At 41.4% G+C, this 24035-nt stretch carries 23 protein-coding genes and 2 tRNA genes; 19 read left to right on the plus strand and 6 right to left on the minus strand.

Going from position 1 to position 24035, the window contains the following annotated elements:
- Positions 1-89: 89 nt before the first annotated feature.
- The 4 genes from M1F74_RS01195 to M1F74_RS01210 form a co-directional block, all read right to left on the minus strand.
- Entirely contained in the window at positions 90-1172 is a 1083-nt protein-coding gene (locus M1F74_RS01195) for a M24 family metallopeptidase (RefSeq protein ID WP_247946069.1), read from the minus strand.
- A gap of 127 nt (positions 1173-1299) precedes the next feature.
- Complete coding sequence (gatD, locus tag M1F74_RS01200; protein WP_057488621.1) at positions 1300-2082, minus strand: lipid II isoglutaminyl synthase subunit GatD; 783 nt, start codon at positions 2080-2082, stop codon at positions 1300-1302.
- Positions 2082-3425, minus strand: a complete 1344-nt coding sequence (murT, locus tag M1F74_RS01205) for a lipid II isoglutaminyl synthase subunit MurT (RefSeq protein WP_247946070.1) — start codon at positions 3423-3425, stop codon at positions 2082-2084. The genes gatD and murT overlap by 1 nt, the downstream gene beginning before the upstream one ends.
- A gap of 98 nt (positions 3426-3523) precedes the next feature.
- A complete protein-coding gene (locus tag M1F74_RS01210) occupies positions 3524-4840 on the minus strand; it encodes an FAD-containing oxidoreductase (RefSeq protein WP_247946071.1) in 1317 nt (438 codons plus the stop codon).
- Between the two features lie 349 nt (positions 4841-5189).
- Between M1F74_RS01210 and M1F74_RS01215 the strand changes: the two genes are divergently transcribed.
- The 16 genes from M1F74_RS01215 (at position 5190) to M1F74_RS01290 (ending at position 20213) form a co-directional block, all read left to right on the plus strand.
- Entirely contained in the window at positions 5190-6746 is a 1557-nt protein-coding gene (locus M1F74_RS01215) for a DEAD/DEAH box helicase (RefSeq protein WP_061588340.1), read from the plus strand.
- 281 nt (positions 6747-7027) lie between these two features.
- Complete coding sequence (codY, locus tag M1F74_RS01220; RefSeq protein WP_000940727.1) at positions 7028-7816, plus strand: GTP-sensing pleiotropic transcriptional regulator CodY; 789 nt, start codon at positions 7028-7030, stop codon at positions 7814-7816.
- Positions 7816-8391 (plus strand): cysteine hydrolase family protein, encoded by a 576-nt coding sequence (locus M1F74_RS01225; protein WP_061588339.1) that lies wholly within the window; start codon positions 7816-7818, stop codon positions 8389-8391. Before codY ends, M1F74_RS01225 begins: the two co-directional genes overlap by 1 nt.
- 80 nt (positions 8392-8471) lie before the next feature.
- Positions 8472-8557, plus strand: a tRNA-Leu gene (locus M1F74_RS01230).
- Between the two features lie 377 nt (positions 8558-8934).
- On the plus strand, positions 8935-10212 hold the full coding sequence (locus M1F74_RS01235) for an ABC transporter permease (RefSeq protein WP_247946072.1): 1278 nt from the start codon (positions 8935-8937) through the stop codon (positions 10210-10212).
- Positions 10213-10224: 12 nt separating this feature from the next.
- Positions 10225-10872, plus strand: coding sequence for an ABC transporter ATP-binding subunit Vex2 (vex2, locus tag M1F74_RS01240; protein WP_000173735.1), 648 nt, complete (start codon positions 10225-10227; stop codon positions 10870-10872).
- 55 nt (positions 10873-10927) lie between these two features.
- A complete protein-coding gene (gene vex3, locus M1F74_RS01245; RefSeq protein WP_084940911.1) occupies positions 10928-12307 on the plus strand; it encodes an ABC transporter permease subunit Vex3 in 1380 nt (459 codons plus the stop codon).
- A gap of 142 nt (positions 12308-12449) precedes the next feature.
- Positions 12450-13106: a response regulator transcription factor VncR gene (gene vncR, locus M1F74_RS01250; protein ID WP_009729916.1), complete on the plus strand. Its 657-nt coding sequence runs from the start codon at positions 12450-12452 to the stop codon at positions 13104-13106.
- Positions 13103-14431: a sensor histidine kinase gene (gene vncS / locus M1F74_RS01255; protein ID WP_247946073.1), complete on the plus strand. Its 1329-nt coding sequence runs from the start codon at positions 13103-13105 to the stop codon at positions 14429-14431. The genes vncR and vncS overlap by 4 nt, the downstream gene beginning before the upstream one ends.
- A gap of 138 nt (positions 14432-14569) precedes the next feature.
- Complete coding sequence (locus M1F74_RS01260) at positions 14570-15451, plus strand: class II fructose-bisphosphate aldolase (protein WP_001019007.1); 882 nt, start codon at positions 14570-14572, stop codon at positions 15449-15451.
- A 283-nt stretch (positions 15452-15734) separates the two neighbouring features.
- A complete protein-coding gene (locus M1F74_RS01265) occupies positions 15735-16727 on the plus strand; it encodes an ABC transporter ATP-binding protein (RefSeq protein ID WP_247946074.1) in 993 nt (330 codons plus the stop codon).
- A 1-nt stretch (position 16728) separates the two neighbouring features.
- The gene (locus tag M1F74_RS01270) at positions 16729-17547 is read left to right on the plus strand and encodes an ABC transporter permease (RefSeq protein ID WP_247946075.1); all 819 of its coding nucleotides are present in this window, start codon (positions 16729-16731) and stop codon (positions 17545-17547) included.
- Position 17548: 1 nt separating this feature from the next.
- Entirely contained in the window at positions 17549-18334 is a 786-nt protein-coding gene (locus M1F74_RS01275; RefSeq protein ID WP_247946076.1) for an ABC transporter permease, read from the plus strand.
- A 100-nt stretch (positions 18335-18434) separates the two neighbouring features.
- Positions 18435-18507: transfer RNA gene (locus tag M1F74_RS01280), tRNA-Thr, on the plus strand.
- 293 nt (positions 18508-18800) lie between these two features.
- Positions 18801-19670, plus strand: a complete 870-nt coding sequence (locus tag M1F74_RS01285) for a DUF6287 domain-containing protein (RefSeq protein WP_247946077.1) — start codon at positions 18801-18803, stop codon at positions 19668-19670.
- 225 nt (positions 19671-19895) lie between these two features.
- Positions 19896-20213 carry a hypothetical protein gene (locus M1F74_RS01290; RefSeq protein ID WP_084854433.1) on the plus strand — a complete coding sequence of 106 codons (318 nt, stop codon included), beginning with the start codon at positions 19896-19898 and terminating at the stop codon, positions 20211-20213.
- A 27-nt stretch (positions 20214-20240) separates the two neighbouring features.
- On the opposite strand, the gene M1F74_RS01295 is transcribed toward M1F74_RS01290, so the two are convergent.
- Both M1F74_RS01295 and M1F74_RS01300 read right to left on the minus strand, forming a co-directional pair.
- Positions 20241-22040 (minus strand): N-acetylmuramoyl-L-alanine amidase, encoded by a 1800-nt coding sequence (locus M1F74_RS01295; protein ID WP_084853786.1) that lies wholly within the window; start codon positions 22038-22040, stop codon positions 20241-20243.
- A gap of 30 nt (positions 22041-22070) precedes the next feature.
- Complete coding sequence (locus M1F74_RS01300) at positions 22071-22979, minus strand: LysR family transcriptional regulator (RefSeq protein ID WP_001222578.1); 909 nt, start codon at positions 22977-22979, stop codon at positions 22071-22073.
- Positions 22980-23081: 102 nt separating this feature from the next.
- Here M1F74_RS01300 and M1F74_RS01305 point away from each other — a divergent pair, with 102 nt between their 5' ends.
- From M1F74_RS01305 to M1F74_RS01315, 3 genes are all read left to right on the plus strand, one after another.
- The gene (locus M1F74_RS01305) at positions 23082-23315 is read left to right on the plus strand and encodes a YqgQ family protein (protein ID WP_044135604.1); all 234 of its coding nucleotides are present in this window, start codon (positions 23082-23084) and stop codon (positions 23313-23315) included.
- Entirely contained in the window at positions 23312-23692 is a 381-nt protein-coding gene (locus tag M1F74_RS01310) for a rhodanese-like domain-containing protein (RefSeq protein ID WP_247946078.1), read from the plus strand. The genes M1F74_RS01305 and M1F74_RS01310 overlap by 4 nt, the downstream gene beginning before the upstream one ends.
- A gap of 86 nt (positions 23693-23778) precedes the next feature.
- Positions 23779-24012 carry a hypothetical protein gene (locus M1F74_RS01315; protein ID WP_049504694.1) on the plus strand — a complete coding sequence of 78 codons (234 nt, stop codon included), beginning with the start codon at positions 23779-23781 and terminating at the stop codon, positions 24010-24012.
- Positions 24013-24035: the final 23 nt, after the last annotated feature.

Here is a 24035-nt window from a genome sequence, read left to right on the forward strand (position 1 = left end):
CGCGTCAACGTCGCCTTGCCGTACTCAAGTACAGCCTGCGGCTAGTTTCCTAGTTTGTTCTTTGATTTTCATTGAGTATTAGATGAATATTAATCAAAATAAAGCAAGTCTTTGCTGGTGCTTGTAAAGAGGTCAAAGCCATCCTTGGTAACAACACCACAGTCTTCGATACGAACGCCGACTTTACCAGGGATATAGATACCTGGTTCAACAGAGAAGCACATGCCTTCTTCAATGACCATGTCATTTCCTTCCATGATAGATGGGAATTCGTGGACATCCATACCGATACCGTGACCGAGACGGTGGTTAAAGTACTCACCGTAACCAGCTTTTTCGATGACTTCACGGGCAGCGCGGTCTACTTCATGAGCAGTCACACCAGGTTTGATAAAGTCAAGAGCAGCTTGTTGGGCTTCAAGGGTCAAGTTGTAAATATCTTTCTTGAATTGGTCTGGTTTGCCGACAGCGACTGTACGAGTCATATCTGATGCGTAGCCATTGACCATAACACCCAGGTCAAAGAGGAGAAGGGCGTCTTTTTCGACCTTGTTTGCACCAGGAATTCCGTGTGGATTTGCAGCATTATCACCAGTCAATACCATGGTATCAAAACTCATTTCATAGCCTTCACGTTTTAAGGCGAAGTCGATTTGGGCAATGATATCTGTCTCTGTTTTATCAAGAGAGATATTGTCAAAACCAACTTTTACAGCCTTATCAGCATAGAGCCCTGCAACCATCATTTTTTGCACTTCATCAGTTGATTTGATGAGGCGCATGCGTTGGATGCGAGGAGTGAGGTTTTCAAACTCAGCAGTTTCAAAAACTGTTTTCAAACCATGGTATTTTGTCAAGATGAGATTGTCAAACTCAACAGCGACACGTTTGAAGTCGTGCTGTGTCAAGGCATTTTTGATTTTTTGCCATGGATTTTCAGAATCCACATAGCCCACTACTGGGAAAGAAACAGTGCTGCTTGCACGCTCCACTTCAAGGGCTGGGACAAAAAGGAGAGGTTCCCGGTCCGCTAGGACAAAGAGGAACATTTGGCGTTCATGGGGATCACTGTAAAAACCAGTGAGGTAATTAATAGTGACGGGGTCAGATACGACAGCGACGTCTAGTTTTTCTGATTCAAGATATGTTACGATTTGTTGTAATTTAGACATATGCTACCTTCTTTCTACCTCTCTATTTTGGCAAAAAAAGAGAGAAAATGCAAGAGAGAAGGGTAAAAGAACAGGCAAAAAGAACTCCGACAAGATAGTGGAGTTCTTTTATCTAATTTTCCTTAGTTTAAGAAAAGTCAGCCTTGCTTTTCACGTCGCTGTATTCTTCAGCGATTTCTTGACTGAGAATATCCTCATAGGCAGGGAGTTGGATGTCCTGACCGTATTTTTTCTTGAGAGCAGTAGTGACTAAGCGATAAGCTAGATTGGCATTACGAGAGAGGATAGGCCCGTGGAAGTAAGAACCAAAGACATTCTTATAATGAACCCCTTCGCCGACCTTTTCTTCGTTATTTCCATTTCCATAGACTACCTGTCCCAGTGGTTTTTGGTCATCTGAGAGGAAGGTACGGCCCTGATGATTTTCAAATCCATAGTAGGTTTCATCGAATTCGTCATTGTGAATCTTGATGTCGCCGATAAAGCGGTTATTGGTCTGGTTGAGGGTGTAGTGACCCATGACTCCTAGACCTTGGATGCGCTTGCCTGAGGCTTCAACATAATATTGCCCCAATAGTTGGAAACCACCGCAGATAGCCAGAACTACACCGTCGTTTTGAATGTAGTTGTCAATGCTCTCTTTTTTAGCAGGTAGGTCTCCTGCGATAATACTTTGTTCAAAGTCTTGACCGCCACCGAAAAAGGCGATATCGTAGTGATTTTCGTCAAAGTCATCATGGAGAGAAACGATGTCAACCGTTACATGAGCCCCCAGCTTTTCAGCCACATACTTGAGCATAAGGATGTTTCCATTGTCTCCATAGGTATTCATGAGGTTCCCATAGAGGTGGGCGATGTTGAGCTGATAAGGGTAGTTGCCAGCTTTTGAGGAAAGTGAAGTATAAACCATTAGTTCATCTCCTTTCTAACAATCTGACGACTAGCCAGCAGTTCGCGGAATTCCAGCATGGCAGTATAGGTAGCCAGGATATAAGCATGCTTGCAGTCTTGGTTCTCAATGGTCTTGAGAACTTGCTCCAGATTACTTGTCTCAGTGATTTTATCAGCTGGATAGCCAGTCACCCGAAGACGACGAGCAATTTCAGAATGCCGAACACCGCCAGCGTTGATTTCAGGGATATCCATGTCAGTGATTTGTTCAAAGTCCGCATCCCAGATCCAGCTAGTGTCAATTCCATCTGCATAGTTGGCATTAAGGAGGACAGATAGGCTAAATGGGTAAGGAGCTAGTTTGATCATCTCGATAGCCTGAGTTGCACCGACTGGATTTTTAATCAAGACAAGGGTGCATTCCTTATCACCGATATGGAAGGTTTCCTGGCGTCCAAAGACAGCACGGCTTTTGTCAAATCCCTGCTTGATGAGTTGTGAATCGGCACCGAGGAAACGGGCAATAGCGACCGCAGCAAGGGCATTGTAGATATTGTAGAGTCCACCGATTTGGATTCCGTATTCTTGTCCGTCAATGACAAAGCGAGAGTGATTGTTAGTCAATTCAACCAATTCTGTCAGACGGTAGTCCAAGTCAGGACGTTTGCAACCACAATTTTCACAGATATAGGCCCCCAAGTTGGCATAGGTATTGAGTTCATATTTGAGGATGCCTTGACAGTCAGGGCAGAGAATACCTTCGGTATTGTAGTGAGCCCGTTGGGCTGGCCCTTTTTCCAAGTCAAAACCAAAATATTGTACAGGATTTGGAATAGCTGGCTTGTAGAAAAGCGGACTGTCACCATTGAGGAGAACTGTAGCCGTAGGCACTTTACGGATGGCATCCAAAATCATGTTATAAGTCGTGTAAATCTCACCATAGCGGTCCATCTGGTCACGGAAAATATTAGTGATGACAAAAAGGCTAGGGTGGATGTAGTCACAGATACGAGATAGACTGGCCTCGTCAATTTCTAGGACTGCAATGTTTTTTCCAGTTTTAGACGATTTGGCAGTCAAGAAGGTCGTTGCGATTCCTGTAATCATGTTGGCACCGCTTGGGTTAGTAAGAACCTGACCATAAACTTCTTTTAAAATGCCGACAGTCAGGGCGGTTGTCAGGGTTTTCCCATTGGTTCCAGTGACCACGACAATCTCGTAGTTCTTAGCTAGGTTTTGTAAAATATCTTTATCAAATTGGAGGGCAAGTTTTCCTGGGAGCGTACTTCCGCGGCCAAGACGGCTTAAAACGAAGTGAGAAGAACGCCCAGCTAGGAGGCCCAAAGTAGTTTTTAATTTCATGTTTCTATTATATCATAAAAGAAAGAAAAGACAGATTTGAGATTTCGCAGAAACAAAAACAGCCCGATGAGGGCTGTGAGATAAGATAAGACTTCAACTTAAATCGCAAACAAGTCATTCAAGTTCTCAGCCAAGGTTGGGTGAGTGAAGATTTGTTTTGTGAAGTAAGTGTAAGGGATCTTGTTGTCCATAGCAACAGTGATGATGTTGATGATTTCTTGAGAACCTTCTGAGAAGATAGTTGCACCGAGAATCTCTTTTGTTTCAGTATTGACAACAGCTTTGAAGGCTCCGCGAAGGTCTCCATTTACGTGACCACGAGGCATAGTAGCAACAGGGATTTCCTTAACAGCGTAAGGGAGTTTCAAATCAGCTGCTTGGCTTTCCGTCAAGCCAACTTGAGAAAGAGCTGGTGTGATGAACATGGTGTTTGGTACATTGAGACGGTCTTCAAGTGTGTAGCTGCCATCTCCAGCAAGGTAGCTGTAGACAACACGGAAGTCATCAAGTGAAATGTAGGTGAATTGAAGTCCACCATTGACGTCTCCAACTGCAAAGACACCAGGAACGTTTGTTTGGCAGTGTTTGTCGACCTTGATAGCACCACGCTCCGTTAGTTCAATATCTGTATTTTCAAGTTGAAGTGGTTCTACATTCGGTTTACGTCCAGTTGCGTAGAGAAGGGCATCGAAACGGTAAGTTTCCTTTTCAGTTACGACGAGGACTTGATCACCGTCGTTTTTGATTTCAGTAGTATGGATGTTTTGAAGCAATTCAATACCGTCTTCTTCCATGTATTGTTTAGCAAGAGCTGCGATGGAAGGTTCTGCACGAGGAAGGAATGTATCCAAGGCATCTAGGACTGTGACTTTGCTACCAAGTTTGTTGTAGAGTCCAGCAAATTCAAGACCGATGTTTCCACCACCAAGGACTCCAAGTTTTTCAGGCAATTTGTCCAAGTTTTGGATACCTGTTGAGTCAAAGACATTTTTACTTGTAGCAAGTCCAGGAATTGGCAAGACGTTTGAAACAGCGCCAGTGTTGATGACGATTGTTTCAGCAGTCATTTCTTTTTTTTCGTCACCAGCCTGGATCTCGATCACCTTATTTGACACGAAATGTGCCTCTGCATCAATGACATCAACGCCATTATCGGCCAACATTTTATAATTTTTAGCGTTAAGACGACCAGTCACCGCACCACGCTCTTTCATGGTATCGTCAAATGACCAGCCCTTTTCAGCCGCTACAATCATAGTCTTGGTTGGGATACAAGCAATATTAATGCAAGTACCACCATACATCGCTTTACTGCGCTCGATGACAGCAACTTTTTTTCCAGCCGCATTCATCTTAGCAGCCAAAGTCTTACCGGCTTTACCAAATCCAATGACAATTAAATCGTATGTTAACATTTTTAAATCCTCCTATTTGATTTAATTCTAGCACAAGAAAAAAACTTTTGCACAAATCTGCTACGGGAAATGAAGTACGTTTGAAATGGTCCCTTCAAATCCTTTGATAAACAAGTTTCAGGCTACTTTACAGCTAGAAAATCGTTTACATGTTTTAATCAAGTGGTTAGACTATCTTTTGCCCCGCTCTTGTGTTATACTAGATAGGTTGCAAAGAAACTCGTACTTTTCTTTCGTGGAAAAGAAGCAACACGGTATCTCGTTTTTTAAGAAGATACATCATGAAAAGAAAAGTATAAACTAAAGCCCTATAGGGTGGCTTCGCACCACCTTTAGAAAGAAGAATAACGTGAAATTTAATGAATTTGACTTGTCTGCTGAATTGCTAGCAGAGATTGAAAAAGCTGGATTTGTAGAAGCCAGTCCCATCCAAGAACAGACCATTCCCTTGGCTCTCGAAGGAAAAGACGTTATCGGTCAAGCTCAGACTGGTACAGGAAAAACTGCAGCCTTTGGCTTGCCAACTCTTGAAAAAATCCGTACAGAAGAAGCGACCATCCAAGCCTTGGTTATCGCTCCAACTCGTGAACTTGCTGTTCAAAGCCAAGAGGAATTGTTCCGCTTTGGCCGTAGTAAGGGGGTGAAAGTTCGCTCAGTTTACGGTGGTTCAAGCATTGAAAAACAAATCAAGGCACTTAAATCTGGTGCCCACATCGTGGTAGGAACACCAGGCCGTCTCTTGGACTTGATTAAACGCAAGGCCTTGAAATTACAAGACATTGAAACCCTGATCCTTGATGAAGCGGATGAAATGCTCAACATGGGCTTCCTTGAAGACATCGAAGCTATTATCTCTCGTGTCCCTGACAGTCGTCAAACCTTGCTCTTCTCAGCAACCATGCCAGACGCTATCAAACGTATTGGCGTTCAGTTTATGAAAGAACCTGAACATGTCAAGATTGCTGCCAAGGAATTGACAACAGAGCTGGTTGATCAGTACTATATCCGTGTCAAGGAACAAGAGAAATTTGATACCATGACACGTCTTATGGATGTGGAACAACCAGAACTTGCTATCGTATTTGGTCGTACCAAACGCCGTGTAGATGAATTGACTCGTGGACTGAAAATTCGTGGCTTCCGTGCAGAAGGAATTCATGGTGATTTGGACCAAAATAAACGCCTTCGTGTCCTTCGTGATTTTAAAAATGGGAATCTTGATGTTCTAGTTGCGACAGACGTGGCAGCACGTGGTTTGGATATCTCAGGTGTGACCCATGTCTACAACTACGATATTCCACAAGATCCTGAAAGTTATGTTCACCGTATCGGTCGTACAGGTCGTGCTGGTAAGTCAGGTCAGTCTATTACTTTCGTAGCTCCAAACGAAATGGGCTACCTTCAAATCATCGAAAACTTGACTAAGAAACGCATGAAAGGTCTCAAACCTGCAAGTGCAGAAGAAGCCTTCCAAGCAAAAAAACACGTAGCTCTCAAGAAAATCGAACGCGATTTTGCGGATGAAACTATTCGTGGGAATTTTGAGAAATTTGCTAAAGATGCTCGTAAGTTAGCTGCTGAATTTAGTCCAGAAGAATTGGCTATGTATATCTTGAGTCTGACAGTCCAAGATCCAGACAGCCTTCCTGAAGTGGAGATTGCGCGTGAAAAACCACTGCCGTTCAAACCGTCAGGAAATGGACGTTCTGGAGGTAATCGTGGACGCGACAATCGTCGAGGAGATAACCGTCGTGGTGGTCGCCGTGATGACTTCAAGAAAGGCAACCGCGGGAACGATCGTTTTGATAAAGACAGACGTTATCGTAATAAAGACAATAAAAAACCTCACAACACTTCAAGCGAAAAGAAAACCGGCTTTGTTATTCGTAACAAAGGAGACAAATAGAAAAAAGCGATTCACAGTGTGAATCGCTTTTATATATAAGGAGACCGATAGTAAAAGAAGATGGTGATAGTAAAGGATAGGTGAAACGGAAAGGGATTTATCATGTCATCTTCTTATAATATTATAATATCAAAAATAAAATAGGATGTCAATAAAAAAATCGCTTTTTTCTAAAATATTTTTGCTGTTCAAAATTGCAATTAAATAAGCAATTTTCAGATAATAATTGAAAATTCACGCTCTTTATGTTATAATGGTAGCGATTAAATGCGAGGTAAAAAATGGCACACTTATTAGAAAAAACAAGAAAAATTACTTCTATTTTGAAACGCTCAGAGGAGCAACTTCAAGATGAACTTCCTTACAATGCGATTACACGCCAGTTGGCAGATATTATTGATTGTAACGCTTGTATTGTGAATAGCAAGGGACGCCTTTTAGGCTACTTCATGCGTTATAAAACGAATACAGATCGTGTAGAGCAGTTTTTTCAAACTAAGATTTTTCCAGATGATTATATTCAAGGTGCAAACATGATCTATGATACGGAAGCCAACCTTCCTGTTGAACATGATTTGACCATTTTCCCTGTAGAGAGCCGTGCAGATTTTCCAGATGGTTTGACGACCATTGCTCCGATTCATGTATCAGGGATTCGCCTAGGTTCGTTGATCATTTGGCGCAATGATAAGAAATTTGAAGATGAAGATTTGATTCTTGTTGAGATTGCGAGCACGGTGGTAGGGATTCAACTGCTGAACTTCCAACGTGAAGAGGATGAGAAAAATATTCGCCGTCGTACTGCTGTTACCATGGCGGTTAATACCCTTTCCTATTCAGAACTTCGTGCCGTATCAGCTATTTTAGCTGAGTTGGATGGAAATGAAGGGCAGCTGACTGCATCAGTTATTGCAGATCGTATTGGCATTACGCGCTCAGTGATTGTCAATGCGCTTCGTAAATTGGAGTCGGCGGGAATTATTGAGAGTCGTTCATTAGGAATGAAGGGGACTTATCTCAAAGTTCTAATTGGTGATATTTTTGAGGAAGTGAAAAAGAGGGACTACTAATGACAAAGGCTTTAATCTCGATTGACTATACAGAGGATTTCGTAGCAGACCATGGAAAGCTAACTGCTGGAGCACCTGCTCAAGCAATATCAAAAGCCATTGATCAGGTAACCAGATTAGCTTTTGAGCGTGGGGACTATGTCTTTTTTACCATTGATGCTCATGAGGAGAAGGATACATTCCACCCAGAAAGCAAGCTTTTTCCACCGCACAACATCATCGGAACTAGTGGGCGTAACCTTTATGGCCCCCTAGCTGATTTTTATGCTGAGCATGAGGCGGATAGTCGTGTCTTTTGGATGGACAAGCGTCACTATTCAGCATTTTCAGGAACGGACTTAGATATCCGTTTGCGGGAACGTCGGGTTGATACTGTTATCTTAACAGGTGTTTTGACGGATATTTGTGTTCTTCATACGGCTATTGATGCCTATAATTTAGGTTATCAAATCGAGATTGTCAAGCCTGCAGTTGCCTCTATTTGGCCAGAAAATCATCAGTTTGCTCTTGGTCATTTTAAGAATACTCTGGGAGCCAAATTGCTAGATGAAAATCTGTCTGAAATGAAAGAATGATTCCCTTGGAAAAATGAAAAAAATCTGAAAAAAGTGTTGACAAAGATTTTGAAAGTTGATATACTAGTAAAGTAATCGACGCGGGGATGGCGGAATTGGCAGACGCGCAGGACTAAGGATCCTGTGACCGCTTTAGGTCGTGAGGGTTCAAGTCCCTCTCTCCGCATAGGGTAAGAGTTAGCTTTGGCTAGCTCTTTTTGTTTTTACAAAGAAGACTAGAGGCTACGTTTCGTATATCGAAAAATATTGGCATCAAGAACAGTCATTGTATCAGAAAATTTAAACTGAGTTTTCCATTTCATCCTATCAAGAATTTTCTCAGACACAAGTCAGAAAATGAAGAACTTAGGAAATGGAAAATGCTAAGCTGAAAGACGGTGCCAGCATTTATAAAATGGAGTATATTTTTGATTGATAAAACGTATTCCATATGAGAAAAGTTAGTGTTCGCTAGCTTTTTTGTTTTTTTCAAAAAAATTTTTTGATTTCATAAACATTTCATATTTGGATTTTATAATAGTCTTACAAATATGGAGGTGACAAATGGATCCAATCCAAAGAGCTTGGGCTTATGTCAGCAGAAAACGACTGAGAAGTTTTATTTTATTTCTGATTTTATTTGTTCTTTTAGCAGGAATTTCAGCCTGTTTGACTCTGATGAAGTCCAACAAAACAGTAGAAACGAATCTTTACAAATCACTCAATACCTCTTTTTCTATTAAGAAGATAGAAAATGGTCAGACTTTTAAGTTGTCGGACTTATCATCCGTGAGCAAGATTAAGGGACTGGAAAATGTCTCTCCTGAACTCGAGACGGTCGCAAAACTGAAAGACAAGGAAGCGGTGAGTGGTGAGCAGAGCGTCGAACGTGATGACTTGTCAGCTGCGGACAAGAATTTGGTTAGCTTAACGGCTCTGGAGGATTCATCCAAGGATGTTACCTTTACTAGTTCGGCTTTCAATCTAAAAGAAGGCCGACACCTTCAAAAAGGGGATTCCAAGAAAATCCTGATCCACGAAGAGTTGGCTAAGAAGAACGGTCTTTCGCTTCATGACAAGATTGGCTTGGATGCTGGTCAGTCAGAATCTGGAAAAGGACAGACAGTTGAGTTTGAAATTGTCGGCATCTTTTCTGGTAAAAAACAAGAGAAATTTACAGGCTTGTCTTCTGACTTCAGTGAAAACCAAGTCTTTACAGACTATGAAAGTAGCCAAACTCTTTTAGGAAATAGTGAACCTCAAGTCAGTGCAGCGCGCTTCTATGTAGAAAATCCTAAGGAAATGGACGGACTCATGAAGCAAGTGGAAAGCTTGGCTTTAGAAAGTCAAGGCTATCAAGTAGAGAAGGAAAACAAAGCCTTTGAACAGATCAAGGACTCAGTAGCAACCTTCCAAACCTTCCTCACCATCTTCCTTTATGGGATGTTGATAGCAGGAGCTGGAGCCTTAATTTTGGTCTTGTCTCTCTGGTTGAGAGAAAGGGTCTACGAAGTGGGGATTTTACTGGCACTTGGAAAAGGCAAGAGCTCAATCTTCCTACAGTTCTGTTTAGAGGTGGTGTTGGTATCTCTTGGAGCTTTGCTTCCATCCTTTATTGCTGGTAAGGCCATTACATCCTATCTGCTCCAAACTGTCCTAGCCAGTGGAGATCAAGCAACCTTACAAGACACACTAGCCAAAGCAAGCAGTCTATCAACCAGTCTCCTATCCTTTGCAGAATCCTATGTCTTTCTGCTCTTGATTGGTTGCTTGTCTGTAGCCCTTTGTTTCCTATTCTTATTTAGAAAATCACCGAAAGAAATTTTATCATCTATTAGTTAAGAAGGAGAAATCATGACTTTATTACAATTGCAAGATGTTACCTACCGTTATAAGAACACTGCTGAAGCAGTTTTATATCAGATCAAGTATAATTTTGAACCTGGAAAATTTTATAGTATCATTGGTGAGTCAGGAGCAGGAAAATCCACTCTCTTGTCCCTACTGGCTGGTCTAGATAGCCCTGTTGAAGGTTCTATCCTTTTCCAAGGAGAGGACATTCGGAATAAGGGGTATTCTTACCATCGCATGCACCATATTTCCCTGGTCTTTCAAAATTATAACTTGATAGATTATCTTTCTCCGCTGGAAAATATCCGCTTGGTCAACAAAAAGGCAAGCAAGGATACACTTCTTGAGCTTGGTTTGGATGAAAGTCAGATCAAGCGGAATGTTCTCCAGTTATCAGGTGGTCAACAGCAACGTGTAGCCATCGCTCGCAGTTTAGTCTCAGAAGCTCCAGTTATTCTAGCTGATGAGCCAACAGGAAATCTGGACCCTAAAACTGCTGGAGATATTATCGAACTGCTCAAATCACTTGCCGAGAAAACAGGTAAATGTGTAATCGTCGTCACCCACAGTAAAGAAGTGGCACAAGCGTCAGATATTACACTTGAATTGAAGGATAAGAAACTAACTGAAACTCGCAATACTACAAAATAAGATGAGTTTGTTTTGATAGAATGATAAAAACGAATCAAATCTAGAAAGGGAACCTATGTTACACAACGCATTTGCCTATGTTACAAGGAAGTTTTTCAAATCGATTGTTATCTTCCTGATTATTCTCCTCATGGCGAGCTTAAGTTTGGTCGGCTTGTCGATCAAGGGAGCTACTGCCAAGGCTTCTCAGGAGACATTTAAAAATATTACCAATAGCTTCTCCATGCAAATCAATCGTCGCGTCAATCAAGGAACGCCACGTGGTTCTGGGAATATCAAGGGTGAGGATATCAAAAAAATCACCGAAAACAAGGCCATCGAGTCTTATGTTAAACGCATCAACGCCATCGGAGATTTGACTGGATACGATCTCATCGAAACACCAGAAACCAAGAAAAATCTCACTGCTGACCGTGCCAAACGGTTTGGAAGCAGCTTGATGATTACAGGTGTCAATGACTCCTCTAAAGAAGATAAGTTTGTCTCTGGTTCATATAAGCTGGTCGAAGGTGAGCACTTAACCAACGACGACAAGGACAAGATTCTCATGCACAAGGACTTGGCAGCCAAACACGGTTGGAAAGTCGGAGATAAGATCAAATTGGACTCCAATATTTACGATGCAGACAATGAAAAAGGTGCCAAGGAAACAGTCGAAGTGACAATCAAGGGACTCTTTGATGGTCACAATAAGTCAGCAGTAACCTACTCACAAGAGCTCTATGAAAACACAGCTATCACAGACATTCACACTGCTGCAAAACTTTATGGATACACAGAAGACACAGCTATTTATGGGGACGCAACCTTCTTTGTAACAGCAGACAAGAACTTGGATGACGTCATGAAAGAGTTGAATGGTATCAGTGGTATCAACTGGAAGAGCTACACACTTGTGAAGAGCTCCTCTAACTACCCAGCTCTAGAGCAATCCATCTCTGGTATGTACAAGATGGCCAACCTCCTCTTCTGGGGTAGCTTGAGCTTCTCAGTCCTTCTCCTTGCACTCTTGCTCAGCCTTTGGATCAACGCCCGTCGCAAGGAAGTGGGAATCCTCCTCTCTATCGGTCTCAAGCAGGCAAGTATCTTGGGGCAATTCATCACCGAATCTATCCTGATTGCCATCCCTGCTCTCGTTTCGGCTTACTTCCTAGCCAACTACACAGCTCGAGCAATCGGAAATACTGTTCTTGCCAATGTCACTTCAGGTGTTGCCAAGCAAGCCAGCAAGGCTGCTCAAGCCTCTAACCTTGGTGGTGGTGCAGAAGTAGATGGCTTTAGTAAGACCTTGTCGAGCCTAGACATTTCCATTCAGACATCAGACTTTATCATCGTCTTTGTTCTTGCTTTGGTTCTAGTGGTTCTCGTTATGGCGCTTGCTTCAAGCAATCTCCTTAGAAAACAACCAAAAGAACTCTTGCTCGATAGCGAATAAAAAACTTGCTACCTATTCTCTCCTAAATGGGGTATAATATAGGTAGCATTTTTATCTATTTCATCTTGATGGGAAGAGGTTTTATCAGGATGAAACTGAGATAATTTACAAGAAATTTAAAGGAATGTGAAAAATTTTTTCTATGAAAATTTTAATTGTAGAAGATGAAGAGATGATCCGTGAGGGGATCAGTGACTATTTGACGGATTGTGGTTATGAAACCATTGAAGCAGCAGATGGACAAGAAGCTTTGGAAAAATTTTCCAGCTATGAAGTTGCTCTAGTACTACTGGATATCCAGATGCCCAAGCTTAATGGCCTAGAAGTCCTAGCTGAGATTCGTAAGACCAGTCAGGTTCCTGTCTTGATGCTGACCGCCTTTCAGGATGAGGAATACAAGATGAGTGCTTTTGCTTCTCTAGCAGACGGTTATCTGGAAAAACCCTTCTCCCTGTCTCTCTTAAAAGTGAGGGTGGACGCGATTTTCAAGCGCTACTACGATACAGGACGAATCTTCTCTTATAAGGATACCAAGGTAGACTTTGAAAGCTATAGTGCAAGCCTCGCAGGTCAAGAAGTGGCCATCAATGCCAAAGAGTTGGAAATTCTGGACTATCTGGTGAAAAATGAGGGACGGGCCTTGACTCGTTCTCAGATAATTGATGCGGTCTGGAAGGTGACAGATGAGGTTCCCTTTGACCGTGTCATTGATGTCTATATCAAGGAACTGCGGAAAAAGCTAGACTTGGATTGTATACTCACTGTGCGCAATGTTGGTTATAAATTGGAGCGAAAATGAAACGAACAGGTCTATTTACTAAAATATTTATCTATACCTTCTCGATTTTTAGTGTTCTGGTTATTTGTCTTCATTTAGCTATTTATTTTCTCTTTCCATCGACTTATCTGAGCCACCGTCAGGAAACCATTGGTCAGAAAGCGACAGCTATTGCCCAGTCCCTAGAAGGAAAGGATAGGCAAAGTATCGAGCAAGTGTTAGATTTGTATTCCCAGACCAGTGATATCAAAGGGTCCGTTAAGGGTGAGATGACTGAGGACAAGTTAGAGGTTAAGGATAATTTTCCACTAGATACAGCTCGCCAGACAACTTCACTCTTCATTGAGGAACGCGAGGTAAAAACGCAAGATGGTAGCACTATGACTCTTCAGTTTCTAGCTTCCATGGATTTGCAAAAAGAATCAGAGCAGATCAGTCTCCAGTTTCTTCCCTATACCTTGCTGGCATCCTTTCTGATTTCCCTCTTGGTGGCCTACATCTATGCTCGGACCATTGTTGCACCGATTTTGGAAATCAAGCGAGTGACCCGTCGGATGATGGATTTGGATGCCCAAGTGCGATTGCGTGTAGATTCTAAGGATGAGATTGGTGATCTCAAGGAACAAATCAATAGCCTTTACCAGCATCTTTTGACTGTTATTGCGGACTTGCATGACAAGAATGAAGCTATTCTCCAGCTGGAGAAGATGAAGGTTGAGTTTCTACGAGGGGCTTCTCATGAATTGAAAACACCTCTGGCCAGTTTGAAAATCCTGATTGAGAATATGAAAGAAAATATCGGTCGCTATAGAGATAGAGACCACTATCTGGGAGTTGCCTTGGGGATTGTGGATGACCTCAGTCATCACGTTCTCCAGATATTGTCTCTTTCTTCTGTTCAGGAATTGCGAGAGGAGAAAGAAAAGGTTGACCTCCTTCAGATGACGCAAAGTCTAGTCAAGAATTATGCTTTACTAGCCAAGGAGAGAGAACTTCAGGTAGACATTAACCTAACCCATCAGCAGGCATACATAAACCCATCTGTCATGAAACTAATCCTATCGAATCTCATCAGTAATGCTATCAAGCACTCCACTCCAGGTGGCCTGGTCTACATTGGCGAGAGAGAAGGAGAACTCTTTATCGAGAATAGCTGTAGTCCTGAAGAACAAGAACAATTGGCCCAATCTTTTTCTGGCAATGCTAGTCGCAAGGCAAAGGGGTCAGGAATGGGACTCTTTGTGGTCAAAAGTTTATTAGAACATGAGAAATTGCCTTATCGTTTTGAAAGGCAGGATGATCGCTTGACTTTCTTTATACGCTTTCCTAGAGTTAGCCAAGATTAAAAAAAGAAAGGGTTTACATTGGTCGGATTAGAAGAAATTCAATCTAAAGTATGGGAAAAACTAGCTTTTTTTGTCAAAAAGTGATAAAATGAACAATGTAAATGGGATGTCCCAAAAAATATATAGGAGGCCTGACAAATGGCAATCGTTTCAGCAGAAAAATTTGTCCAAGCAGCTCGTGACAACGGTTATGCAGTTGGTGGATTTAACACAAACAACCTTGAGTGGACTCAAGCTATCTTGCGCGCAGCAGAAGCTAAAAAAGCTCCAGTTTTGATCCAAACTTCTATGGGTGCTGCGAAATACATGGGTGGTTACAAAGTATGTAAACTTCTCATCGAAAACCTTGTAGAATCAATGGGAATTACTGTACCAGTTGCTATTCACCTTGACCATGGTCATTATGAAGATGCACTTGAATGTATCCGAGTTGGTTATACTTCAGTTATGTTTGACGGTTCACACCTTCCAGTTGAAGAAAACCTTGAAAAAGCTCGTAAAGTTGTAGAATTTGCTCATGCAAACGGCGTATCAGTAGAAGCTGAAGTTGGTACTATCGGTGGTGAAGAAGACGGAATCATTGGTGATGGCGAATTGGCTCCAATTGAAGATGCTAAAGCAATGGTTGCAACTGGCATTGACTTCTTGGCAGCTGGTATCGGTAACATCCACGGTCCTTACCCAGCAAACTGGAAAGGTCTTCACCTTGATCACTTGCAAAAATTGACAGAAGCAGTTCCAGGCTTCCCAATCGTGTTGCATGGTGGTTCAGGTATTCCTGATGACCAAATCCAAGCAGCTATCAAACTTGGTGTTGCGAAAGTTAACGTTAACACTGAATGCCAAATCGCATTTGCTAACGCAACTCGTAAATTTGTTGCTGAATACGAAGCAAACGAAGCAGAATACGATAAGAAGAAACTCTTTGACCCACGTAAATTCTTGAAACCAGGTTTCGAAGCAATTACAGAAGCTGTTGAAGAACGTATCGACGTATTCGGTTCAGAAGGTAAAGCATAATCTAGCTGAACAATACAGAAAGAACCTGCCCATTAGGGCAGGTTTTTTGTGGTTTAAGGAAACTACTAAACCAGAATTTTTGATTAAAACTATTATTTTAAGAGTGAAATCTCTAATTTCATAACTCACAGGCAAACGCTTGCATTCCATTTTTTATTGGACTATAATAGGTTGGTATAAAGCCTTCTGTAATGATAAAATGTAGAAGGTGTAAAAAGTAAGGATTTAGAATATTTGTAGTCAAAAATACAATGTTGCTATTCCTTGCGACAGGGAGATAGATATGGCAATGATAGAAGTGGAACATCTTCAGAAGAATTTTGTGAAGACAGTAAAGGAGCCGGGGTTAAAGGGGGCTTTGCGCTCCTTTATTCATCCTGAAAAGCAGACCTTTGAAGCAGTCAAGGATTTAACCTTTGAGGTGCCCAAGGGGCAGATCTTAGGCTTTATCGGGGCCAATGGTGCTGGGAAGTCGACAACCATCAAAATGCTGACAGGGATTTTGAAACCGACGTCTGGTTTTTGTCGGATTAACGGCAAAATTCCGCAAGACAATCGCCAAGATTATGTCAAGGATATTGGGGTTGTCTTTGGACAACGCACCCAGCTATGGTGGGATTTGGCTCTGCAAGAGACCTATACGGTCTTGAAAGAGATTTACGATGTGCCAGATTCGCTTTTTCAGAAGCGCATGGATTTTTTGAATGAAGTCTTGGACTTGAAGGAATTTATCAAGGACCCCGTGCGAACTCTTTCACTGGGACAACGGATGCGGGCGGACATTGCGGCTTCCTTGCTTCACAATCCCAAGGTTCTCTTTTTAGATGAGCCGACTATTGGTCTGGATGTTTCTGTCAAGGATAACATTCGTCGAGCCATTACCCAGATTAATCAGGAGGAAGAAACAACCATCCTCTTGACCACTCATGACTTGAGTGATATTGAGCAACTTTGTGATCGGATTTTCATGATTGACAAGGGGCAGGAGATTTTTGATGGAACGGTGAGTCAACTCAAGGAAACCTTTGGCAAGATGAAGACTCTTTCCTTTGAATTGGTGCCAGGGCAAAGTCATCTCCTTTCTCACTATGAAGGCTTTCCTGATATGACTATTGATAGACAAGGAAACAACCTGACTATTGAATTTGATAGTTCCCGCTACCAGTCAGCTGATATTATCAAGCAAACCTTATCTGATTTTGAAGTCCGTGATTTGAAGATGGTAGATACGAATATTGAAGATATTATCCGTCGCTTCTACCGAAAGGAGCTCTAAGATGGTCAAATTGTGGAGACGTTATAAACCCTTTATCAATGCGGGGGTTCAGGAGTTGATTACCTATCGAGTCAACTTTATTCTCTATCGGATTGGCGATGTCATGGGGGCTTTTGTAGCTTTTTATCTCTGGAAGGCTGTCTTTGATTCTTCGCAGGAGTCTTTGATTCAAGGCTTTAGTATGGCAGATATCACCCTCTACATCATTATGAGTTTTGTGACCAATCTTCTGACCAGGTCAGATTCGTCCTTTATGATTGGGGAGGAGGTCAAGGATGGTTCCATTATCATGCGCTTGTTGAGACCAGTGCATTTTGCGGCCTCTTACCTCTTTACGGAGCTTGGTTCTAAGTGGTTGATTTTTGTCAGTGTTGGACTTCCTTTCTTGAGTGTGATTGTCTTGATGAAAATCTTATCTGGGCAAGGGATGGTAGAAGTGCTGGGATTAACTGTCCTTTATCTTTTTAGCTTAACTCTGGCTTATCTGATTAACTTTTTCTTTAATATCTGCTTTGGGTTTTCAGCTTTTGTTTTTAAAAATTTATGGGGCTCTAATCTGCTTAAGAATTCTCTGATTGACTTTATGTCTGGGAGTTTGATTCCTTTAGCTTTCTTTCCAAAGATCGTTTCAGATATTCTGTCCTTCTTGCCGTTTTCATCCTTGATCTACACTCCGGTCATGATTATTGTTGGGAAATACGATGCCAGTCAGATTCTTCAGGCGCTTTTGCTACAGTTCTTCTGGCTCTTGGTGATGCTTGGCTTATCTCAGTTGATCTGGAAACGAGTCCAGTCATTCATCACTATTCAGGGAGGTTAGTATGAAAAAATATCAACGCATGCATCTGATTTTTATCAGACAATACATCAAACAAATCATGGAATACAAGGTGGATTTTGTGGTTGGTGTCTTGGGAGTCTTTCTGACTCAAGGCTTGAGTCTCTTGTTTCTCAATGTACTCTTTCAACACATCCCATCGCTAGAAGGCTGGTCCTTTCAAGAGATTGCCTTTATCTACGGTTTTTCCTTAATTCCCAAGGGATTGGACCATCTCTTTTTTGACAATCTTTGGGCTCTAGGTCAGCGCCTAGTCCGAAAAGGGGAGTTTGACAAATACCTGACACGTCCTATCAATCCTCTATTTCACATCCTAGTTGAAACCTTTCAGATTGATGCCTTGGGCGAACTCTTGGTCGGTGGCATTCTACTGGGAACAACAGTGACTAGCATTGCTTGGACACTTCCCAAATTCCTGCTTTTCCTAGTCTGTATTCCTTTTGCGACATTGATTTATACTTCCTTGAAAATCGCGACAGCCAGCATCGCTTTTTGGACCAAGCAGTCAGGTGCTATGATTTACATTTTTTATATGTTTAATGACTTTGCCAAGTATCCGATTTCCATTTACAATTCGCTCCTTCGTTGGTTGATTAGTTTTATCGTGCCTTTCGCCTTTACAGCCTACTATCCTGCCAGCTATTTCTTGCAGGACAAGGATGGACTCTTTAATATCGGTGGTTTGATTTTGATTTCCCTTATTTTCTTTGTCATTTCTTTGAAACTCTGGGATAGGGGCTTGGATGCCTACGAAAGTGCGGGTTCGTAAATAATAGAATATCAAAGCCTTGTCTTAGGACAGGCTTTTTCTAATGGAGATAAAAATTTCTTGACATCTATTCTCAGAGTGCTATACTAAAAGGGTAATCGCCGATTTAGCTCAGTTGGTAGAGCAACGCACTCGTAACGCGTAGGTCACAGGTTCAAGCCCTGCAATCGGCAGAATCAAGAAGTCCAAACGGGCTTCTTTTTTTGTAAATATAGGAAAGGTGGAACGTTTGAGATAGGTTCTATTTAACGTCTGAAACTCCTGCTTATAAATAAAAACTAAAATTTATATTTTGTGGTATAATATATTTTAATAAGCACTTGTTTTCGTTCCGTTTTAGAGGACTATAGGCTGTTAATCATTCTAGAATTTTTTGCATAGGTTTTCTAAAAATTATAAAAATCCGTGGATAATAACGAATGAAGTCTCGCAAGCTTGGCTGAATATAAATCAAAAAGGAGAAATTATGAATAAGAAAGAACGAGAAAAACAATTTGAAGAGGTCAATGGACGTAAGCGGTCTGAATCAAAGTCGGCTCCGAATAAAAATATAAAAATCTATATTGGCCTAGCACTCGCTGCTTCAGTCACTCTCATCTTGGTAAGTATTTTCTCGCATTCTTTGATTGGAAAGAAAGAGTCAAATCAAGCATCGTCTGCCGTTTCAACTACAGAGTCAACAAGTCAATCGTCTACAAACCAAGGAAAAATAGATGAGACTGATAAGGATAAACAAGAGGAAATTCAAAAACTCAAGAATCAACTGACTGCTTTAGATACCAAAATTACGGAAGCAGAAGCACTTGTTAGCAAGTTGAAGAAAGAAACTACCGTTCCAAAACTAGATATTGAAGCAATCAAGAACAATGATCTGTCTAGTTTAGAAGGTACTTGGCGTAGTCAATCTGGTAATGAATACATTATTAATGATTCTGGAGAAGTACGTGCGGCTTGGTTTACAAATGATCAAAAGTACGAATCTGTAGTTGGATTAAAGGTATCAAAAGGTCAAGATAGTCGTAACCCTGAGACAGCGTCTATCAGTGCATGGGTAAAAGATTCTGTTGCTGGAGGATTTGTAGTAGTTGCTGTTCCAAGTGGGGTTGTTATGCAGCCTGGCGATGATGGAAAGATTACGGATAAAAGCAATCATGCTGAAGAAAGACTACTTTCGGGTCAAGATTACGGGTCTATGTTAATGAAACCAGAAGATGTTTATTACCGTGTGAAATCAGATACCAGTAAACTTGAGGAAGAAGAAAAGAATTTAGCTCAACTGCAAGCTGATCGAGAAGCAATCAAAGCTTCTCTAGAATCTAAGGAAAAGAAAAACTAGATGGTATTCGTTCAAAAATACTGTTACAATCGGCAGAATCAAGAAGCCCATTTGGGCTTCTTTTCTTTTATCACCACTATTCAACCACTTAGACTGAGATAGAGACCAGATAGACAAAAGGGCTTGTTCTTGAAAAAATCCTCTGCTATAATGTTTTTGGTAAGGGACGTGAGGGGTCAGTATCAGACAACTCAAGAACCAAAAAAAGAAAATGGAGACAAAAAAATGAAAAAATTATTGGGACTTGTATTTTTAGTAGCAGCAGCGCTAGTATTGTATTTCGGTTCTGTTGGGTGGCCAAGTTTGGATGTCAACCTCTGGTCACTCATTCCGGTAGGATTGTTCCTCTATTTCACGCTAGAAAACGTTTTGAAAAAAGATTACAAAGCCAGTCTCATGTGCTTAATCATTTCCTTTATCATTGCAAATGCTATTTTTGATCTGTTGCCAATTTCAAGTGGTTTGGTGATTGGTGCCGGTGTGCTAGCTTGTGTAGGACTTGGCTACCTCTTTCCTGATAAAGATAAAAAAGAAGGCAAATAAAAAGTCTCGAGATTTCTCAAGACTTTTTTACTGACCAGCATAATATTTTTGGATCCCCTTTACGATGCCTGCGACCAGTTTATCTTGGTAGTGGCTATCTCTGATTTGTTGGTTTTCGGAGAAATTATCCATATAACCAAGCTCTAGGAGAACGGCTGGTTTTGCTGTTTCGCGTAGGACGGCATAGCTACTCTCCAACAGGCCAGCATCCTTAGCTCCTGTTTCTGCTAGAAGAGAGGAGTGGATGGCAGCGGCGAGGCGTTTGCTTTCACTCATACGATCAGGGTGATTGTGCCAGTATTGATTAATCTTACTTGGATAATCAGGTTCATCTCTATAGGAGTAGGTTTGAATACCGCTCGCTTTTGAGTAGGTATTACCAGTAGCGTTGAAGTGAATACTGATAAAAATATCAGAGTTGGTTTTATTAACCATACGAGAACGTTCGGTAACAAAGTCAACGTCAATATCACTATCACGAGAGGTGAGGACCTTGTAGCCCAGTTCCTCTAACTTAGCACGAAGCTTACGGTAAATCTGCATGTTGAGATCTTTTTCAGCGACATTGTAGTAAAAGGCACCTGAATCTCGACCACCATGCCCAGGATCTAGGAAGATAGTATTGCTGTATTGACCTTTTGTAAATCCACCTTCTGTTGAAACTTCAGAAATCCATTGGCCATATTTTTGGAACAAGTGCTCCTTGCCGTCTATCTTGTAAGTTCCTGAAACATAATGTCCACTATCGTCCAGATAGTAACGAGCCTTGTAATAGTCGTCGTAAATCCACTCATTCTTGGCCATATAACCGCCAGACTTGAGGTAGTATGCCCCAATCCACTCCTGATTTGCATAACGGCCATCCGCTTTTAGATAGAACCAGCTATTGTAGGATTTATCAAAAATCCACTCTTTTTCCGCCATGGCTCCACTGGCTTTGAGGTAGTAGCTTCCTTTCCATTTATTGGAAAGCATGACTCCATTTTGTTCAAAAGCATACCAAGAACCATTGATTTTCTCCCATTTGTCTTGGCTATATTTCCCATATGCATTAGCGTAATACCAATTTTCATTGATTCTCACCCAAGAGTTTTCTGCCATGGCTCCGCTACTGTCAAGCAGGTAGGCATCAATGGTTGTCGCACTCAGCATTCCACCGTCTTTGTCAAAGTAATACCAAGAACCGTTGATTTTCTCCCATTTATCCTGTGAAATCTTTCCAGAAGGAGCGACATAGTACCAAATTTGGTCTAATTTAATCCAACCCTTTTCCGCCATAGCTCCGCTTTTTGTGAGAAGATAGCCGTCAACGGAGGTGTTACTGAGCATACTTCCAGTTTGATCAAAATAGTACCAAGAGCCGTTAATTTTTTTCCAACTGTTCTGAGCTAGTCGTCCAGAAGAATCAGCATAGTACCATTGATTGTCCAGTTTGGTCCAGCTATTTTCTATCATGACACCATCTTGGTCAAAGGCATAACCTTTGTAGACAGTAGAATGAAGACGATTACCATCTTGATCGAAGTAGTACCATTTGCCTTGGATTTGTTTCCAGTTCAAAGCAGGTTTATCATCTTGGTAAAAACGCCAGTGGTGATTTTCTTGGTACCACCCTTCTTTTTTTGGCTTGTTTTCTTGCACATCTATTTTCGGAAGCACCTCTGATTTAGAGTTTTCCTCAACACTCGACTCTTTCTTTTCTTCTTTGGCAATTGCTTCCTTGACAGCAGATGTGGATTGTGTTGTGTTTTCTTCTCCTAAGACGGATGCGGGTGCTAATCCTGCGATTGAAAGGATTAAAGCACTAGTCAGTAGTATCTTTTTCACTTTCTATTTCCTAACTTTTTCTTTTTCCTATTAATTATCGAATTGAACTTCTTCTAGTAAGTATTCGATAAAGCGTTCGCCCATCTTAGATAGGCTAGTTTTTTCATGCTGGATATAGACCAGTTCAATCGGGTCGTCAATGTCCAGTGGAATGGAAACGATATTGTCTCCGTTGAGGTTACTGTTCAAAATCCCTGTTGCAATGGTGTAACCATCCAAACCAATCAAAAGGTTAAAGAGGGTGGCACGGTCACTGACTACGATGGATTTCTTGTGGTGCTCTTGTGAAAGAATCTCCTCTGAAAAGTAGAAGGAGTTGTGCGTCCCCTGGTCATAACTGAGGTACGGGAAGTCTTCCAAATCAGCCAGTTTGACCTTGTCTTTTTTAGCTAGAGGGTTGGTCTTGCTGACAAAGATATGGGGTTGAGCGGTAAAGAGGTGGTGGGCTAGCAGGTGATTGTCATCCAGCATTTTCGTTAAAACATCGCGGTTGTAGCTGTTTAAAAAGAGGACACCGACCTCGCTACGGAAGTTCTTGACGTCATCGATAATCTCCCAAGTCCGAGTTTCACGAAGGAAGAGCTCGTATTTTTCCATATCACTTTTCTTGAGCAGAGAGACAAAGGCATTAACTACAAAAGCATAGTGCTGAGAGGAAACGCTGAAAAGTTCGCGGTGGGCGATAGGATTTTTATAGCGTTCCTCCAGAAGCTGAGTTTGCTCAACGACCTGACGGGCATAGGAGAGAAACTCCATCCCATCACGGGTTAAGGTAATGCCCTTGGGATTGCGGATAAAGATTTCAATGCCCATTTCATTTTCCAAGTCTCGAACGGCATTTGAAAGACTGGGTTGGGTGATAAAGAGTTGCTTGGCTGCTTCATTCATAGAGCCAGTTTCGACGATTTTGATAATATAGTGTAGTTGTTGAATTCTCATGTTTTTATTGTACCACACTTGCGGAAGAATGGACAATGAAGACGAAGAAAATAGGGGGAAAGAGCCGGTCCAGTATTGAAAAAAAGTCTAAAATCTGTTAGAATGGAAGCTATGAAAACATTCTATGATGTGCAACAATTTCTCAAACAGTTTGGCATTATTGTTTACATGGGGAAGCGCTTGTATGATATTGAACTGATGAAGCTTGAACTCTCTCGGATCTATGATGCCGGTCTGATGGACAAGCTAGATTACCTAGAAGCGGAAGCTGTTCTCCGCAGGGAGCACAAGATAGAATTAGACTACATAGAGAAAAATGGAGATAAGAACTTATGACAATTTGGATTGTTTGGGGAATCGTATTGGCAATGGTGGCATGGATGGGTTATAACTACCTTCGTATTCGTCGTGCGGCTAAGATTGTGGACAATGCAGAGTTTGAAGCCTTGATTCGGAAAGGACAGTTGATTGATGTCCGTGATGCAGCAGAATTTCACAGAAAACACATTCTTGGTGCGCGCAATATTCCTTCAAGTCAATTGAAGTCAAGCCTTGCAGCCCTTCGTAAGGATAAACCTGTCCTTCTCTACGAAAACCAACGTGGACAACGAGTGACCAATGCAGCCCTCTATCTGAAAAAGCAAGGTTTCTCTGAAATTTACATCCTATCCTATGGATTGGATTCTTGGAAAGGGAAGGTCAAGACGAGCTAACATTCTGTAAAAAACTGTCGAATGATAGATAAAGCTAGCATTTTATGGTATCATCATTTATATTAAATTTAAGGAGATTTTATAATATGAATTCACAACAAAAGAAAAAACCTTCACTTATTTTAGGTATCTTATCTATTGTGCTCGGTTTGCTATCTCCAATAGTAGGTCTGATTTTGGGGATCATAGGATTGGTCTTGGCTTTTTCATACCAAAAAGAATCTGGACTGGACTATAAAACAGAAAAAATTCTCAATATCGTAGGACTTGTAGTTTCTGTTCTTAACTGGATTCTAGCAATCGCAATATTTTTTAGATAAGCAAAAACAAAAAAGCTTTAAAT

Origin of the sequence: Streptococcus oralis (assembly GCF_023109315.1) — a bacterium.
Lineage (GTDB): Bacteria > Bacillota > Bacilli > Lactobacillales > Streptococcaceae > Streptococcus > Streptococcus oralis_BS.